This is a genomic window from Nonomuraea sp. NPDC048881 (assembly GCF_040649795.1).
Lineage (GTDB): Bacteria > Actinomycetota > Actinomycetes > Streptosporangiales > Streptosporangiaceae > Nonomuraea.
In genome coordinates, this window is the sequence record NZ_JBEZGC010000017.1 from 62499 (window position 1) to 77386 (window position 14888).

General features: G+C 73.0%; 14 protein-coding genes. 4 read left to right on the plus strand and 10 right to left on the minus strand.

All coding sequences use genetic code 11. From position 1 onward, the window contains the following. Positions 1-44: 44 nt before the first annotated feature. Positions 45-785, plus strand: a complete 741-nt coding sequence (locus AB0C33_RS40110) for a helix-turn-helix domain-containing protein (RefSeq protein WP_358297905.1) — start codon at positions 45-47, stop codon at positions 783-785. Continuing rightward, on the plus strand, positions 775-1944 hold the full coding sequence (locus AB0C33_RS40115) for a cytochrome P450 (RefSeq protein ID WP_358297907.1): 1170 nt from the start codon (positions 775-777) through the stop codon (positions 1942-1944). Before AB0C33_RS40110 ends, AB0C33_RS40115 begins: the two co-directional genes overlap by 11 nt. On the opposite strand, the gene AB0C33_RS40120 is transcribed toward AB0C33_RS40115, so the two are convergent. Then, positions 1934-3409: an SDR family oxidoreductase gene (locus AB0C33_RS40120; RefSeq protein ID WP_358297909.1), complete on the minus strand. Its 1476-nt coding sequence runs from the start codon at positions 3407-3409 to the stop codon at positions 1934-1936. The genes AB0C33_RS40115 and AB0C33_RS40120 overlap by 11 nt on opposite strands. 170 nt (positions 3410-3579) lie before the next feature. Between AB0C33_RS40120 and AB0C33_RS40125 the strand changes: the two genes are divergently transcribed. Then, positions 3580-4830, plus strand: a complete 1251-nt coding sequence (locus AB0C33_RS40125; RefSeq protein ID WP_358297911.1) for a deoxyribodipyrimidine photo-lyase — start codon at positions 3580-3582, stop codon at positions 4828-4830. Positions 4831-4845: 15 nt separating this feature from the next. Here the strand turns inward: AB0C33_RS40125 and AB0C33_RS40130 are convergent, their stop codons facing one another. From AB0C33_RS40130 to AB0C33_RS40140, 3 genes are read right to left on the minus strand one after another with little or no spacing between them, the layout of a single operon-like run. Then, a complete protein-coding gene (locus tag AB0C33_RS40130) occupies positions 4846-5112 on the minus strand; it encodes a DUF3303 family protein (RefSeq protein ID WP_358297913.1) in 267 nt (88 codons plus the stop codon). Next, complete coding sequence (locus AB0C33_RS40135) at positions 5112-5420, minus strand: hypothetical protein (RefSeq protein ID WP_358297915.1); 309 nt, start codon at positions 5418-5420, stop codon at positions 5112-5114. Before AB0C33_RS40135 ends, AB0C33_RS40130 begins: the two co-directional genes overlap by 1 nt. Further along, positions 5417-5818 carry a rhodanese-like domain-containing protein gene (locus tag AB0C33_RS40140; RefSeq protein ID WP_358297917.1) on the minus strand — a complete coding sequence of 134 codons (402 nt, stop codon included), beginning with the start codon at positions 5816-5818 and terminating at the stop codon, positions 5417-5419. The genes AB0C33_RS40135 and AB0C33_RS40140 overlap by 4 nt, the downstream gene beginning before the upstream one ends. Before the next feature lie 98 nt (positions 5819-5916). Between AB0C33_RS40140 and AB0C33_RS40145 the strand changes: the two genes are divergently transcribed. Next, positions 5917-6156, plus strand: a complete 240-nt coding sequence (locus tag AB0C33_RS40145) for a helix-turn-helix transcriptional regulator (RefSeq protein WP_358297919.1) — start codon at positions 5917-5919, stop codon at positions 6154-6156. A 64-nt stretch (positions 6157-6220) separates the two neighbouring features. Here the strand turns inward: AB0C33_RS40145 and AB0C33_RS40150 are convergent, their stop codons facing one another. From AB0C33_RS40150 to AB0C33_RS40175, 6 genes are all read right to left on the minus strand, one after another. Then, a complete protein-coding gene (locus tag AB0C33_RS40150) occupies positions 6221-9046 on the minus strand; it encodes a BTAD domain-containing putative transcriptional regulator (RefSeq protein WP_358297920.1) in 2826 nt (941 codons plus the stop codon). A 37-nt stretch (positions 9047-9083) separates the two neighbouring features. After that, a complete protein-coding gene (locus AB0C33_RS40155; protein ID WP_358297922.1) occupies positions 9084-10901 on the minus strand; it encodes a potassium transporter TrkA in 1818 nt (605 codons plus the stop codon). A gap of 2 nt (positions 10902-10903) precedes the next feature. Continuing rightward, complete coding sequence (locus AB0C33_RS40160) at positions 10904-11761, minus strand: hypothetical protein (RefSeq protein WP_358297924.1); 858 nt, start codon at positions 11759-11761, stop codon at positions 10904-10906. 260 nt (positions 11762-12021) lie between these two features. Next, positions 12022-12381 carry a hypothetical protein gene (locus AB0C33_RS40165; RefSeq protein WP_358297925.1) on the minus strand — a complete coding sequence of 120 codons (360 nt, stop codon included), beginning with the start codon at positions 12379-12381 and terminating at the stop codon, positions 12022-12024. A 100-nt stretch (positions 12382-12481) separates the two neighbouring features. Then, complete coding sequence (locus tag AB0C33_RS40170; RefSeq protein WP_358297927.1) at positions 12482-12859, minus strand: hypothetical protein; 378 nt, start codon at positions 12857-12859, stop codon at positions 12482-12484. 85 nt (positions 12860-12944) lie between these two features. Continuing rightward, on the minus strand, positions 12945-14870 hold the full coding sequence (locus AB0C33_RS40175; RefSeq protein ID WP_358297929.1) for an NB-ARC domain-containing protein: 1926 nt from the start codon (positions 14868-14870) through the stop codon (positions 12945-12947). Positions 14871-14888 lie beyond the last annotated feature (18 nt).

The following is a 14888-nucleotide window of genomic DNA, read 5'->3' on the forward strand; positions in this document are numbered from 1 at the left end:
GTTAATCGGTGGCGGGCGCGGCGGTCGCCGGGTTGACTGCACGGGTGACCGCGTTGCCCGTGCCCGCCGACCTGGCCCACCTCGTGGCCGGGAGTTGGGTGCTGGCCGGCGACACCGTGCCGCGAGGGTTGCCGTACCCCGCCGTCGACCTGCTCGTCATGCCCGACGGAGAGTGCCGGCTGGCCGGTCCGGAGACGCGCGTCCGGCAGGGACGGCTGCCCGGGGGCGGGCCCCTGGTCGGAGTGCGGCTGCGACCGGGAACGGTGACCGGGCTGTTCGGGGTGGCGGCCGACGAGGTGCCACTGGCCGGGGCGGCCGTCGACGTCGGGCGGCCGGACGGGGCGGTGGGCGAACGGCTGGCCGGGGCGCTGGCCCTGGTACGGGCGCGCGCCGGCCGATGCCGGGTCGACGAGCGGGTGCGCGTCGTGCTGGCGGCGATGCACGCGGCGCCAGGTGCGCCCGTGGAGCAGCATGCCGCCCGGGCCGGGCTGTCCGAGCGGCAACTGCGGCGGCGGTTCGGGGCGGCGGTCGGGCTGCGGCCCAAGTCCTACGCGCGGGTGGTGCGGCTGCACCACGCGCTCGCCGTCGCGCGCGCCGCGCTGGCCAGGGGCGAGCGCCCCGACTGGGCGGCCATCGCCGTGCGCAGCGGCTGCTACGACCAGTCGCACCTACTGGCCGAGTTCCGGCACGCGGTGGGCGCACCGCCGACCACGCTGCTGCCGGGTGGCCGTTTTCTCCAAGCCTCGGCCAGCCGGGGGCCAACACACTCGACGCATGACCGATGACGTCGTCAAGGAGATCCTCGACTGGTACCGGCAGACCGCACAGGACGGTCTGGCCGGGGACGGGGTGCGTTTCGCCGAACCGTTGCAGAGCTGGCTGGTGCACGGCTACCCCGAGGTGAAGCAGGTGCTCACCGACCACCGGACGTTCTCGTCCGACGAACGGCGCCACAGCGCGCAACCCCCGCCGCACCGGGACAACCCGCTGCTCGGCAGCCTGTCGGCGATCGACCCGCCCCGGCACCACCTGCTGCGCCGGCTGGTCAGCCGGGCCTTCACGCCCCGCGCGATCCAGTCGTTGCTGCCCTCGATCACCGACACCGTACGGACGCAACTGGCCGGCGTGGACGGCGAGCTGGACGTGATCGACCGGCTCGGTCATCCACTGCCTGTGCGCACCATCGCCGCGCTGCTCGGCGTGGAACCGGACCGGCAAGCGGACATCGTGCGCTGGACCGAGGCGATCACCTCCTTCGCCGGCGCGTTCAGCGAGGACCCGGCGCGCCGGGCCGCGTTCCGCGCCGCGCGCGCCGAACTGGCCGCGTACTTCGGCCAGGTGTTCGCCGAGCGCCGCGCCCGCCCCCGGGACGACGTGATCGGCACCCTGCTGGCCGCCGAACCGGACGGCAGCCGGCTCTCCGACGAGGAACTGCTCGACTTCTGCACGCTGCTGCTCGTCAACGGCCACGAGACGACCAGGACCCTGCTGGTCAACACCGTGTTGTGCCTGGCGGCCCACCCGGAGGCGCCGGCCCGGCTGCGTGCCGCCCCTTGGCTGGTGCCCGCCGCCGTCGAGGAGGTGCTGCGGTTCCTGCCCCCGATCGGCGGCACCGACCGCTTCACCACCGGCCCGGCCGACATCGCCGGACACCCCGTCGAGGCCGGCCGGCGGGTGGTCGCCATGGTGCTCTCGGCCAACCGGGATCCCCGGGTGTTCGCCGAGCCGCAGGAGTTCCGGCTCGACCGGACGTCCGACGAGCACCTCTCCTTCGGCCACGGTGTGCACTTCTGCCTCGGCGCGCACCTGGCCCGGCACGAGGTCGCGATCGCGCTGCACGCACTGCTGCACCGCTTCCCCGGTCCGTGGTCGCTGAGCCGGATCGCGACCGAGCGCACTCCGGTCGGCATCGACGTGCTCGATCTGGCGCTGGTCAGCTCGTAGCCGCGGACCGATCCCTGCGGCGTGCCGCGGCGGCCACGTTGACCGGCATCCGGCCGAAGATCAGGCCGTGGAAGGGCGAGATCGCCCACCAGTACAGCTGGCCGAGCAGGCCGTGCGGATGAAAAATGGCACGTTGCGTGTAGATCGTCCGGCCGCCGGAGCGGGTGACGCCGAGCTCCAGCCAGGCCAGTCCGGGCAGCCGCATCTCGGCGCGCAGCCGCAGCAGCCGTCCGGGCAGCACCTCCTCCACCCGCCAGAAGTCGATCGAGTCGCCCACCCGCAGCCGGGCCGGATCGCGCCGGCCGCGCCGCAGCCCCACCCCGCCCACCAGCCGGTCGGCCAGGCCTCGCAACTGCCACGCCATAGGCAACGAGTACCAGCCGTTACGGCCGCCGATGCCCTCGATCACCTGCCACAACGCCTCCGGGGTGGCCTGCACGGCCAGGCTGCGGTCGTCCACGAACAGGCTGCCGCCCGCCCAGTCGGGATCGGTGGGCAGCGGATCGCTCGGCGCGCCCGGCGTGGACGCCGAGGACCAGCGCGTGGCGACGTCGGCCCCCTTGATCTTCATCAGCGCCAGCGACACCGCCCGGCGGAAGCCGACCAGCCCGCCCTCGGGGTCGGGTACGTGGCGGGCGATGTCGTGCTCGCCGCACACGGCCTCGTTGCGCAGCGACTCCACCAGCGGGCGCGCGATGCTCGCGGGGACGGGCGTGACCAGCCCCACCCACAGGCTCGACAGCCGGGGGGTGAGCAGCGGCACCGGAATGATCCACCTCGGCGGCAGCCCGGCCACCGCGGCATAGCCGTGCATCATGTCGGCATATGTGAGGACATCAGGCCCGCCGATGTCGAACCCCCGGTTGACCGTTCCCGGCGCATCCGCCCACGCCACCAGGTAACGCAGCACGTCCCGCACCGCGATCGGCTGCGTCCGGCTGCGCACCCAGCGCGGCGTCGTCATCACCGGCAACCGCTCGGTCAGGTATCGCAGCATCTCGAACGAGGCCGACCCCGACCCGATGATCACCGCGGCCCGCAGCACCACCGCCGGGACCGCGCCGCGCAGGAAGATCTCCCCCACCTCGGCCCGCGACGACAGGTGCGGCGAGAGCCGCTCGTCCGCCGTCAACCCGCCCAGATAGACGATCCGGCGCACGCCCGCCTCGGCCGCCGCGGCCGCGAACGTGCGCGCCGCCAGGCGGTCCCGCTCGGCGAACCGGCCGCTCGTCCCCATCGCGTGGATCAGGTAGTACGCGACGTCCACCCCGTCCAGCGCCCGGCGCGTGCGCTCGGCGTCGGTGGCGTCGGCCTCGACGGCCTCGACCCGTTCGGCCCATGACAGATCGCGCAGGCGTCCGGCCGAGCGCACCATGCACCGCACGTCGTGACCGGCGGCCAGCAGCTCAGGCGCCAGCCGCCCGCCGATGTACCCCGTCGCCCCGGTCACCAGGCACAATGCCATGCCCACGCACCTTCCCCGTCCCTCGGGCCTCATGCCGGAGCGGGCCGGTCATCGTCACGTCCACCAGCACTGCCGCCGCGCGCGTGCGGGCGCGGCCGGCGGGGCATCTGTGAGGCATGGGGGAGGTGCACGGTCGCGGCAGGCCGCGGGGGGCCGTGAAGGGATCGTCGATGGACACGGTGATCGTCCTGCTCAACAGGGACCTGCGGGTGCACGACCACCCGGCCCTGGCGGCCGCCTGCGAGCGCGCCCGCGCCGTGCTCCCCCTGTTCGTGCTGGACGAGACCGTCCCCGCCGGCCGCCGCCGCGGCTTCCTGCTGGAGTGCCTGGCCGACCTGCGGGCGTCCTTGCGGGCGCGCGGCGGGGACCTGTTCGTACGGCACGGCGACGTCGTGACCGAGACCATGAGGCTCGTCCAGGAAACCGGAGCCGAGGCGGTCTTCGCCAGTGCCGACGTCAGCCTGCTGGCCAGGCGCAGGCAGGACCGGCTGGCTCATGAACGGATCGCGTACGAGCTCTTCCCGGGGGTCACGGTGGTGCCGCCCGGCACGCTCACCCCGTCCGGGGGCGGCGATCACTACCGGGTCTTCACGCCGTACTGGCGCGCCTGGAGCCGGCACCGGCGCCGCCCCCTGCTCGCGGCCCCCGACCACGTGCCGACGCCCCGCGACCTCGACGCCGGGCGGCTGCCGGGCCCGGCCCGGCCCGAACCCGTGCCCGGCGGCGAGACCGCCGCCCGCGACCGCGCCCGCAGGTGGATCCGCCACGCACTGCCGGGGTACGCCGACGGCCACGACGACCTGGCCGGCGACCGCACCTCCCGGCTGAGCCCGTACCTGAGGTTCGGCTGCCTGTCGCCGCTGGAACTGGCCCACCTGGCCGCGGGCAGCGAGCCGTTCGTCCGCCAGCTGTGCTGGCGCGACTTCCACCACCAGGTCACCCACGCCTTCCCGCGGATCAACCGGGACGACTACCGCCCCCGCGGCCACCGCTGGCGCGACGACGAGGACGCGCTGCAGGCCTGGCGGGAGGGCATGACCGGGCTGCCCATCGTGGACGCCGGCATGCGCCAGCTCCTGGCCGAGGGCTGGATGCACAACCGGGCCCGCCTCATCGTCGCCTCCTACCTGGTCAAGGTCCTCGGGATCGACTGGCGGGCCGGCGCCCGGCACTTCTTCGAGCACCTCCTCGACGGCGACGTGGCCAACAACTCGGGCAACTGGCAGTGGATCGCCGGCACCGGCAACGACACGCGTCCCAACCGCGCCTTCAACCCGCTGCGCCAGGCCCAGCGGTACGACCCGGCGGGCGACTACGTGCGCCGCCACGTGCCCGAGCTCGCCGCCGTGCCCGCCGCCCACGTGCACCAGCCGTGGCTGCTGGGCACTCCACCGGCCGGATACCCACGTCCGATGCTCTGACCGGCGACGTCCGGGTCAGCCGTCAAGGGCGGCGGCGGTCGCGGCTCCGGGCGCCACCGGCACGATCTCGAACTCGACGAGGTCCGACCATTCGGCGACCCAGCGTTGCAGGAGTGCGATGTCGTCACATTCCATGAGCTGGAAGCAGCGGCTCAGGTCGGCCGTCACCCAGCTGGAGACGAACACCAGACCTTCGCCGGTCATCCGGCCCTTCTCCCGGAACCGCCGGTAGACGGCCTTGGCGTCCTGGCCGCGGAAGCGTTCGATCACCATGAACAACATCAGTCCTCCGACGGCTCCCCGTCCGGGACTGGCCGGAAGCCGGAGCACAGGATACGCAGCCAGGCGATGCGCTCGCCGGCGACGCCGTAGTAGACCTGCTGTTCGACCAGGTGACGGGTGGCGCCGGGTTCGAACCACTGGCCGAGGATGATGCGGTCCACGACCTCGCCGGGGTCGTCGGCGTCCCAGTGGGCTCCGGGGGTGAGCGCCTTGAAGTCGACTGGGTCGCCGAGCAGGGCGTGCAGCGTGTCGCGGTCCTTGGCGGCCAGCGCCCGCGCGAACGCCGCTCCGAGCGCGTCCCCGTTCACCGGCGTTCCTCCTCGGCCTGGAGGGTCACGGGGCGGCCGTGCTCCTTCCAGGCGTTGAGCCCTCCGTCGAGGTGGGCGACGTCGGCGTAGCCGAGTTCCCGCAGCGCCAGGGCGGCGAGCGCGGAACGGCCGCCTGACGCGCAGTACAGGATGGTCGTGGCGGCGGGATCGAACTCGGGCCGATGGTGGGGACTGGCCGGATCGGCCCAGAACTCCAGCATGCCGCGCGGCGCGAGGACCGCGCCGGGAACCCTGCCGTCGCGGGCGATCTCGCCCGGTTCGCGCAGGTCGATCAGGGTCACCGTGCCCGACTCCAGGGCCTCGGCCACCTCTGCGACCGACAGGTTGCGTATCTGTGCGCGAGCGTGCGCGATCATTTCGGTGACGGAGCTTGCCATGCGCGGGTCCTTTCAGGAGGTTTCCGCCATCACACCTCATGCTCGAAGCCGGCACATCCGTGCTCAGTACGGAGCTTTTCCGGGGGATGATTCGCGTCATGAAGGACGCCGCGCTGCCGGAGGCGTCACGGTCCGCCGGGGTCACCAGGCGGGGGGCGGAGGTCTTCTGGCTGGTCGGCGACCGGCTGACCAACCGTGAGATCGCCGACCGGCTCAGGCTGTCGGAGCGGACCGTGGAGAGCCATGTGTCGTCCCTGCTGCGCAAGCTCGGCCACCCGGCAACGCCACCCGCCGAGCTGCTGGAAGCCGTCAAGGCCGCGGACGCAGGACCCGGGTGAGCCCCGGGCATCGCCGTCCGGCGGAGGCGGCGGCGGCCCCGCCGACTCCGCCGGGCCCGGCGGCTCAAACCGCGTCGAGCAGCAGGCGCACGTCGGCGGCCTCCGGCAGCGAGAGCCGGTCGAAGACGTGCAGGGCCTCCTGCAGGCAGGCCCGCGACCGTCCCGGCTGGCCCTGCTCGCGCAGCGCCCGGCCGAGCACGGTCAGCGCCATCCCCCGCCCCCACTCGTCACCCACCTCCGTGAGGATCGCGAGCGCGTCCTCGGCGTAGTCGAGCGCCTGCTCGGCCGCGCTCCCGGCCAGGTGCGTCTCGGCTATCCGGAAGAGCACTGCCCCCTCCCACGTCCGCTGCTTGAGCCTGCGGTACTCGGTGAGCGCGAGCTCCAGCTTGACCAGGGCCTCGCTCGGGTGGCCTGCTTCGCGCAGCACGATTCCCAGCTGGTAGACCGCGCTCGGGTCCGGCCGGCCGCCGCCGAGGTCGAGGGAGATCTGCTCGGCCTCCCGCGCCGCGGCGATCGCCTCGCTCACCCGGCCGAGGTCGATCAGCGCCCGTGCCAGATTTCCCAGCCCGAGCGCCAGGTCGGCCTTGTCGTCCAGTGAGCGCCACACGTCGACGGCCTGGACGTACCAGTCGACGGCCTCGGTCAGCTGCCGCCTGCTCATCGCGCTCAGCGCGAGGAGGTTCAGCGACTCGGCGTAGGTGTCCAGGTCGCCCTGCTGGCGGCTGAGGTCCCGGCTTGCCAGGCCGTCCTCGGCGGCGGCGTCCAGACGGCTCCTGCTCACCAGGGTCAGCCCGCGCAGGCAGCGGGCCTGTGCCTCCAGGGCTCTGTCGGCCGACTCGACGGCTGCCGACACGACCAGGTCGCCGAGCCGTTCGTAACGCGCGGGGTCCGACTCGTACCCGAGCGCGTCCGCCGCCATGTCCAGCAGCTGTACGACCTGGGACACGGAGGTGCCGGTCGTCCGCGCGGCCTGCTCGACGCATCCGAGCAGCCCCTGCTCCTCCTGGTCGATCCACTCGACCGCGGCCGGCGCGCCGGCGAAGTACAGCCCGGCCAGACGGGTCCGCACCTTGGCGGGCCGGCGGTCGCCGGGATACAGCAGCCGGAACGCCGAGGCGACGGACGCCAGGTAGAAGTCGAGCAGCCGGCCGAGCGCCGACCGCCGTACTCCGTGATCCTCCGACCGGGAACGGGCATAGATCTTGAGCAGGTCGTGGAAGCGGTAGCGCCCGGGTGACGGCGACTCCAGCATGCTCACGTCCACCAGCCCCTCGCACACCGCCTCGGCCTCGTCCTCGGGCAGGTCGAGCAGCGCGGCCGCGGCCGGCAACGAGACCCCGGCGGCATCCGGCACGGCGAGCAGCCGGAAGGCCCGCGCGTGCGCGGCGTCGAGCTGCTCGTAGCCCAGCGAGAAGGTGGCCTCGATGGCCAGGTCGCCGGCCCGCAGCTCGGCCAGCCGGCGGCGTTCGTCCGCCAGCCGGTCGCGCATGGTGGCGACGCTCCAGTTGGGCCTGGCCGCCAGCCTGGCGGCGGCGATCCTGATCGCCAGGGGGAGGAAGCCGCAGGCCCCGACGAGGTCCAGGGCGGCGCCGCGCTCCACGGCCACGCGGTGCTCGCCCACGATCCTGGTGAACAACGCCAGCGCCTCGACGGGGCCGAGCACCTCCAGGTCCACCTGGCGGGCGCCGGTGAGCCCGGTCAGCCTGGCGCGGCTGGTGACGAGCACGCCGCAGCGTGGCGAGCCGGGCAGCAACGGCCGCACCTGGCCGACGTCGCACGCGTTGTCCAGGACCACGAGCATGCGCCGGTCGGCGAGCACGGACCGGTACAGCGCGGCGCGTTCCGCCACTTCCTCCGGCGGGTCGTCCTGCCCCAGCGCCCGTAGGAAGGAACCGAGGACCGCGGTGGGCTCGACCGGCGTGGCTCCGGCGCCACGCAGGTCGACGAAGAGCTGCCCGTCCGGATAGTCGCCGGCCAGCCGGTGGGCGACGTGCACGGCCAGGGTCGTCTTGCCCACTCCCCCCACGCCGGCGACGGCCGAGACCACCAGGGCCGAGGTGTCGCCGGCGCGCAGCGCGGCCGCGATCTCCTCGACCTCCCTCTCCCTGCCGGTGAAGTCGGCGACGTCGGCGGGCAGTTGCCTGGGCGTGTGCCTGGGCGCCGCCGCCTGCGCCGCCGGCCGTGCCGTCCGGCCGAGTGCCGGGTCGGCGCTGATGATCTGCTGGTAGAGCTCGGCCAGCTCCCGGGACGGATCCACACCCAGCTCGTCGGCGAGCAGCCGGCGCGTGTCGAGGTAGACGCCGATCGCCTCCGCCTGGCGGCCCGACCGGTAGAGCGCCAGCATCAGCAGCGCCCGCAGCCGCTCCCTGGTCGGGTGGCTCGCGCACAGCGCGGTCAGCTCGGAGATGACCTCCGCGTGGCGGCCGTTCCCGAGGTCCTGGTCGAGCCGGCGTTCGAGGATGGTGAGCTGCCGCTCGGCCAGCCGGACCCGCTGGGCCTGGGCGTAGAAGCCCTCAAGCCCGGCGAGCGGCTCGCCCTGCCAGAGCGCGAGCGCCTCGGCGTACCGCATCTCGCCGTGGAGCCGCTCCACCTCCGCGACGTCACGCAGGCCGCCGTGCAGTGCGTAGCCGTCCCCGATGGAGAACACGACGCCGTCACCGAGCACGCGGCGGAGCCGTGAGACGTAGGTGCGCAGCGTGCTGAGCGCGGTGCGCGGCTGTTCCCTGCCCCAGACGGCGTCCACGAGCTGATCGTTTCCGACCGCCCGGCCTCCGGCCAGCAGGAGCATGGCCAGGACCAGGCGCTGCTGCGGCGAGCCCAGATCCAGCTCCTGGTCGCCGCGCCAGGCGCGCACCGGGCCAAGCAGGGAGAATCTCAGGTCCTGCCCCATGTCGTCCGCTCCTCCGTCGGTTTCTGTCAGTCCTCTGTCAGTCCTCGGAGAGGACGATCACTCTGTCGCCCGGCCGGAACGCCAGCGGGGCTGATTTGTCGGGGTTGAGGGTGACTCCGTGCTGACGCGCCTGACCGGCGGAGGCCGTCAGGCGGTAGCCGATCGCGGTCTCGCCGCGCCGCCTGGCCGCCTCGATCACGGTGGCGAACGTGGCGGTGGCGCCCGGGACGATGTAGTCGCTCGCCGGCTTGAGGTAGATCTCCGAGCCCTCGTGGGAGAAGAGCTGGTCGAAGACCTGGCCCAGGTGCCGGTTCTCGGCGAGCTGGGTGAGCAGCAGGCTGACCAGCTTGCCGCCGACCACGAAGTCGTCGGCCTCGGCGATCTCGGCGAGCTTCCTGTTGCGCTCGTCGTTCATCTCGCTGACGATCGCCACGCCGGTCCGCATGTCCCGCAGGTGCAGCAGGGTCACCAGGGTCCTGGCGTCGGCCTTCTGAGCGTCGTAGGCGCCGTCGGAGAGCACGATCGCGTGGTCGTAGCCGCCGATGCCGAGCGACTCCAGCGCGGTGCGGCTGGTGACGTCGACCTCCTTGGCGGAGACGAGCACACCGGGTGGCAGGGGCTGGTCGGCCAGGTCGGGCCCGGCGAGATGGATCTCCGAACCGGTCAGCAGGTACGGCGCCAGGTCGCGCAGGATCCTGGAGCGCCGATGGTTCGAACCCATGATCAGCGTCCTGGTCGGCTCCCGTCGCGGGGCGCCGGGGCGGGCGATGGCCTCCTGGCGCACCACGGCCGGCGCCGCCGCCAGACGGATGGCCGAGTCGTCGGGGGCGATGAGGATGAGCTGGTCGCTGTGCCGGATCACGCTCTGGCTCGGCGGGTTGAGCACCACGGAGCCGTCGCCGTGGCGCAGGCCGATCGGCACCGCGCTGGCGTAGGCGAACAGCGCCTCGCCGTACATCCTGCCGACGAGGGCGGGCTCGGCCCGGATGTAGATCTCCTCGCCGTCGAAGTCCAGCAGGTCGCTGTAGACGGTGGACAGTCCGGGCTGGCGGCAGGACTGCGCGACCAGGCGGGCCCCGAGGTCCTGCGAGTCGACGATCTCGACGTGCGCCCCGCCCGCGAGCCGGGCGGCGGGCAGGTTCCCGCTCTCGGTCACGGCGGCCACGATCGGCGGCCGGGTGCCGGCCCAGGGGCGGTTGCCCAGCGCGAGCAGGATCTTGATCAGCTCGGCGTCGTCGGTGGGCAGCACCAGGATCGAGTGAGCCGTGTCCGGGCTCACCAGGTCCAGGGCCGTCGGCTCCGCCGGATCGCCGCTGCGCGCCACGATCCGGGTGCGCCCCACGTCACCGAGCCGGTCGCGCAGCTCTTCCTCCATCTCGACCTTGTCCCGGTCCGCCAGGACGGCCACGACGGGGCGCTTCTCGCTCTCCTTGGCCTTGGCCAGCTCGGAGACGATCGCGAAGACCTCCTCCGACCAGCCGAGGACGACGCTGTGCCCGCTCTCCACCACGCGGGACCGGCCCTTGCGCAGATTCTCCAGCTTCGCGTCCAGGCCCGCGGTGAGCACGCCGACCAGGGCGCTGACGATGAAGATCCCGCCGATGGTGACGAAGAGCATCATGAAGACGAAGAACGGGCTGCCCTCGTCGCCGCCCATGGTGCCCGGGTCGAGAGTGCGGAGCAGGCTCATCCAGGCGACGTTCCACCAGGGCCCGTTCTCGCCCGCGATGGGTGCGGCGATCACGGTGACGACGCCGACGAGCACCGCCGACGCCACGGCCAGCCAGCCGATCAGGGCGGGCGTGCCCTTGGACATCGTGTTGTCGAACCAGTAACGCAGTCGCTCACGGGACACGGCTATTGCTCCCCGGTTGCGGGGTCCTGCGCCTCCAGGGCGTAGCCGCAGGCCTTGACCTCGCCGGTCTCGGGGTCGGCGAAGTCCGGGTCGAACTCGATCTTGCCCAGCGTGGTGCCCTCGATCGAGCGGCGGAAGGTCTCCTGCCTGCCGCAGTCGTAGAGCACGTAGGCGCCCTCCTTCTCGCCCAGGAGCAGGAACCTCTCGTCCGGGCTGTCCTTGTGCAGCGGCTTGCCGTCGCCGTCGCCCACGGTGGCCCACTGGTTCTGGAAGCCGACGGTCTGCAGCAGGGCGTTGCCGTTGCCGTTGGCGGCGATGTCGACGGCGCCGTGGACCATCTGGGCGACCAGGATCAGCCCCAGCCCGATGCCGAACAGCGCGCCGGTGAGCACCTTCATGCCGGCCCGTCCCGTGTCGCGGGTCCGCATCAGGCGGAACGGCACCAGCAGGCCGAAGACCGCGACGAGGACGACGGCCACCAGGAGCCGGCCGCCGGACAGGTCCCACAGCGTGCCGAAGTAGGCCCAGTAGGCGACGACGGAGACGAGAGCGCCCACCGTGGCCGCGATCCAGGGCTGTTCCCGGAGCCGGCGCGTCAGCCGGCCGACGGATCCGCGGGTGACCAGGTTGAGCAGCCAGCCCAGCGCCACGAGCAACCCCACTCCGGGCAGGGCCACCAGGAAGAGCTCGATCAGCGTGCCGATGAGCCGGCCGAAGATCGTCGCCTGGTCGAGGCCGGCCTGCTCGGGGGTGATGCCGAACACCACGTAGACCTGGGCCAGGCCCAGGTACAGCATGGCGTACATGCCCACGGCGACCGGCACGGCGACCGATCCGATCTTCTCGAAGACGTCGAGCACGCCGCCCTTGGCCGTCGCCGGCTCGGGTACGGGGGCCGTGGGAGGTGCCGGGAGCGGAGGAGCCAGGGTCTGTTCTGGCGGAAAAGGCTGATAAGTCATGGGAGGAGAGACTGGGTTGTGCGCCTCTACACCTGGTTGACGGGAGATAAACGTTTTCGTCCATCGGGCGTCCACGCGGGCGGCCGTACCCGGGCATGAGAACGGCCGGCGGCAGATTCGATCTGCCGCCGGCCGTGTCCGGATGTGCCGACGTGCCGGGCTCAGCCGGCCCGGCAGGCGGAGTTCAGCGCCGTCGTCTTCGCGTCCGTGCCTTTCTGCGCGGCGTCGATGCCCGCTTCGTCACCTGCGTCGATGGCGGCGTTCGCGGCGTCGAGCGAGGCGGCCATGTCGTTCATGGCCGACCTGACCGCGCCGTCCGCCTTGCCGGCCTGCTCGGTCAGCACCGCCTTGTACGCGGCGTTGACCCCCTTGACCGCCTCCGCACCCTGCGCGGAGCCGAGTTCCTTCTCCCAGGTGGCACTGGCCGCCGCCGCCGCGTTGCACGCGTCGGCGGAGGTGGAGCCGCAACCGGTCAGGAAGGGCACGGCGGTCATCAGGGCGATGGTCATCACGATCTTCATGGCGCCAGATCCTGCGAGACCCACCTTGACGGCTGATGAACGGTCCGTCCACGCCGGGCTGCGCCCAGGCGGAGGAGGCGACGGCGGCGCCCGGCGCCCGTCAGGCGGCGCAGGCGGAGTTGAGCTTCGACACGGCGTCGCCGGCCTGGGCGGTGTACTCATCCGCCTCCTCCGGCTCGCCGATCGCCGCCAGCTCCTCGTACAGGGAGACGGCCGCCTCCTGGGCCTCCTTGACCTTCTCGTCGACGTTCAGCCGCTTGAGCTTCCGCGCGCTCTGGCTGTAGAGCTGCTTCATGGCCTCAAGGTCCCCGGCCTTGCTCTGCAACTCGGTCAGCGTGGTCGTCATGACGGCTCGCAGCTCCTTGCACCCTCTGGTGCCGGCCACGGCGGCGCTCTCGCCTCCGGAGCCGCAGGCCGCCGCCCCCAGGGTCAGGAAGGCAAGGGCTGAGACGCTCAGTGCGAGTCTGTGGCAGGACATGACTTTCCTCCGTACTGTCGCTATGGGTCACGACAACCTTCGCCACGGCCATGGACAGCCGGTCATCAACCGGTGAACCCTCCCGTCAGGCGATCCCGAGACGGCGGCGGACGGCTCGCCCCTCGGCCATGTCGTAGGGGCCGAGGATCGCGTCGGCCTCCTGCCAGCAGCGCCGGGCCTGTTCCGGATCCCCGAGGTCGGTCCACGCCTGTCCGAGACGGCTCAGGATCCTGCCGGCGAGCAAGGGGTCGTTCATCGACCGGTAGAGCGGCAGCGCCTCCTCGCCGATCCGCACCGCCTCCTGCGGGCGTCCCAGGGCGCGGTAGGCGTCCATGAGGCGGTGGGACGCCCACGCCGCCCTGAGCGGCAGGCCGCCCTCGCGGTAGGCGCGAGCGCTTTCGAGCAGGCTGTCGATGGCCTCCTCCAGGTCGCCCGAGTGGAACGCCGCCGCCGCAGCGCCCAGGTGGTTGACCCCGATCCCCTGGGTGTCGCCGATCTCGTGCGCCAGGCGCAGCCCCTTGCGCACGTGGGCCCTGGCCTCTGTGACGAAGCCGGCGTCGCCCAGCGCCATGGCCAGCAGGCCGTGGGCGCTGGCCGCCAGCTGGGGGCTGTGCTGCGCCTCGGCGACGGCCAGCGCCGCCGACAGCAGGCTGATCGCCTCGTCGACGCCGCGCACCCGCAGCGCGCCCAGTCCCAGCGCGTGCAGGACGGCGCCGAGGATGAGGCGGTCGTCGATCTCGGTGAGCCCCGTCACCTCGGCCAGCAGCGGCACCTCTTCCGACAGGACGCGGGTTCCCGACCGTCCCGCCTGCTCGACCGCCGCGCTGACGTTGGCCTGCTCGGCGCGTACCCAGGCGCGGGCGGCGGGCGCGTCGGCGAAGGCGAGCTCGGGGCCCTGGTGCCCGGCCTGGTGGACGAACCCGGGGAGCGAGACCCGGCAGACTCCTCTGATTCCGGCGAGGTAGTGGTCGAGCAGCCGGTCGAGCGCGGCCGCCCGTTCGCCCGCCGGGTCCGCCCGCTCGGCGAGCCCTCTGGCGTACAGGCGGACGAGATCGTGGTACCGGTAGCGGGCGGGCCCCCGCGACTCCAGCAGGCTCAGGTCGACGAGCGACTCGCAGAGGTTCTCGGCCTCCGCCGGGCCCACGTCCAGGACGGCCGCCGCGGCGGCGACGGACAGGTCGGGCCCGTCCATCAGCGCCAGCAGCCGGAACGCACGGGCGTGCTCGGCGTCGAGCGGCTCGTAGCCGAGCGCGAAGCACGACTCCACCGCATCGTGGCCGATCTTGAGCTCGGCGAGCCTGCGCCGCTCGTCGGCCAGCCGCCTCGCCAGCATCTCCACGCTCATGCCCGGCCGCGCGGCCAGTCGCGCCGCCACGATCCGCACGGCCAGCGGCAGCAGCCCGCAGGACTCGGCCAGCTCGATCGCCGCCGCGGGCTGGGCGGCGACCCGTTCCGCCCCCGCGACGCGGGCCAGCAGCTCCAGCGCCTCTTCCTCGCGGAACAGGCCGAGCCCCTCCTGGTGCGCACCCGGCAGGTCGCCCAGCCAGGACCTGCTGGTCACCAGCACCGCGCAGGTGGCGGCGCCGGGCATCAGGGGCGCGACCTGCGCGGCGTCCGCGGCGTCGTCGAGCAGGATCAGCACCCGCCGTCCCGACAGCACCGAGCGCAGCCGCGCGGTCCGCTCGTGGACCCCGGAGGGGATCTCCCGGGCGCTGAGCCCGAGCGCCCGCAGGAAGTCGGCGAGCACGTCCTCGGCCCGCAGGGGTGCGGCTCCCGTGCCGCGCAGGCTCGCGTGGAGCTGGCCGTCCGGGTACGCGGCCCGTACGGCGTGCGCCACGTGCAGCGCCAGCGTGGTCTTGCCGATCCCGCCCGCCCCCGAGAGGGCCACCACGGTCAGCGCATTGCCGGGGCTGGTGAGCCGATCCGCCAGCTGAGCGATCAGCTGCTTCCTGCCGGTGAAGTCAGGAATGTCAGCCGGTAACTGTGCTGGCCGCAACACTGAGAAACCCACCCCAAACCTGATCCACAA

Bases quoted from the DNA above. Each gene is read 5' to 3' on its own strand.
- AB0C33_RS40115 (WP_358297907.1), top strand. From the start codon at position 775: ATGACCGATGACGTCGTCAAGGAGATCCTCGACTGGTACCGGCAGACC.
- AB0C33_RS40120 (WP_358297909.1), bottom strand. From the start codon at position 3,409: ATGGCATTGTGCCTGGTGACCGGGGCGACGGGGTACATCGGCGGGCGG.
- AB0C33_RS40125 (WP_358297911.1), top strand. From the start codon at position 3,580: ATGGACACGGTGATCGTCCTGCTCAACAGGGACCTGCGGGTGCACGAC.
- AB0C33_RS40130 (WP_358297913.1), bottom strand. From the start codon at position 5,112: ATGTTGTTCATGGTGATCGAACGCTTCCGCGGCCAGGACGCCAAGGCC.
- AB0C33_RS40140 (WP_358297917.1), bottom strand. From the start codon at position 5,818: ATGGCAAGCTCCGTCACCGAAATGATCGCGCACGCTCGCGCACAGATA.
- AB0C33_RS40145 (WP_358297919.1), top strand. From the start codon at position 5,917: ATGAAGGACGCCGCGCTGCCGGAGGCGTCACGGTCCGCCGGGGTCACC.
- AB0C33_RS40150 (WP_358297920.1), bottom strand. From the start codon at position 9,046: ATGGGGCAGGACCTGAGATTCTCCCTGCTTGGCCCGGTGCGCGCCTGG.
- AB0C33_RS40165 (WP_358297925.1), bottom strand. From the start codon at position 12,381: ATGAAGATCGTGATGACCATCGCCCTGATGACCGCCGTGCCCTTCCTG.
- AB0C33_RS40170 (WP_358297927.1), bottom strand. From the start codon at position 12,859: ATGTCCTGCCACAGACTCGCACTGAGCGTCTCAGCCCTTGCCTTCCTG.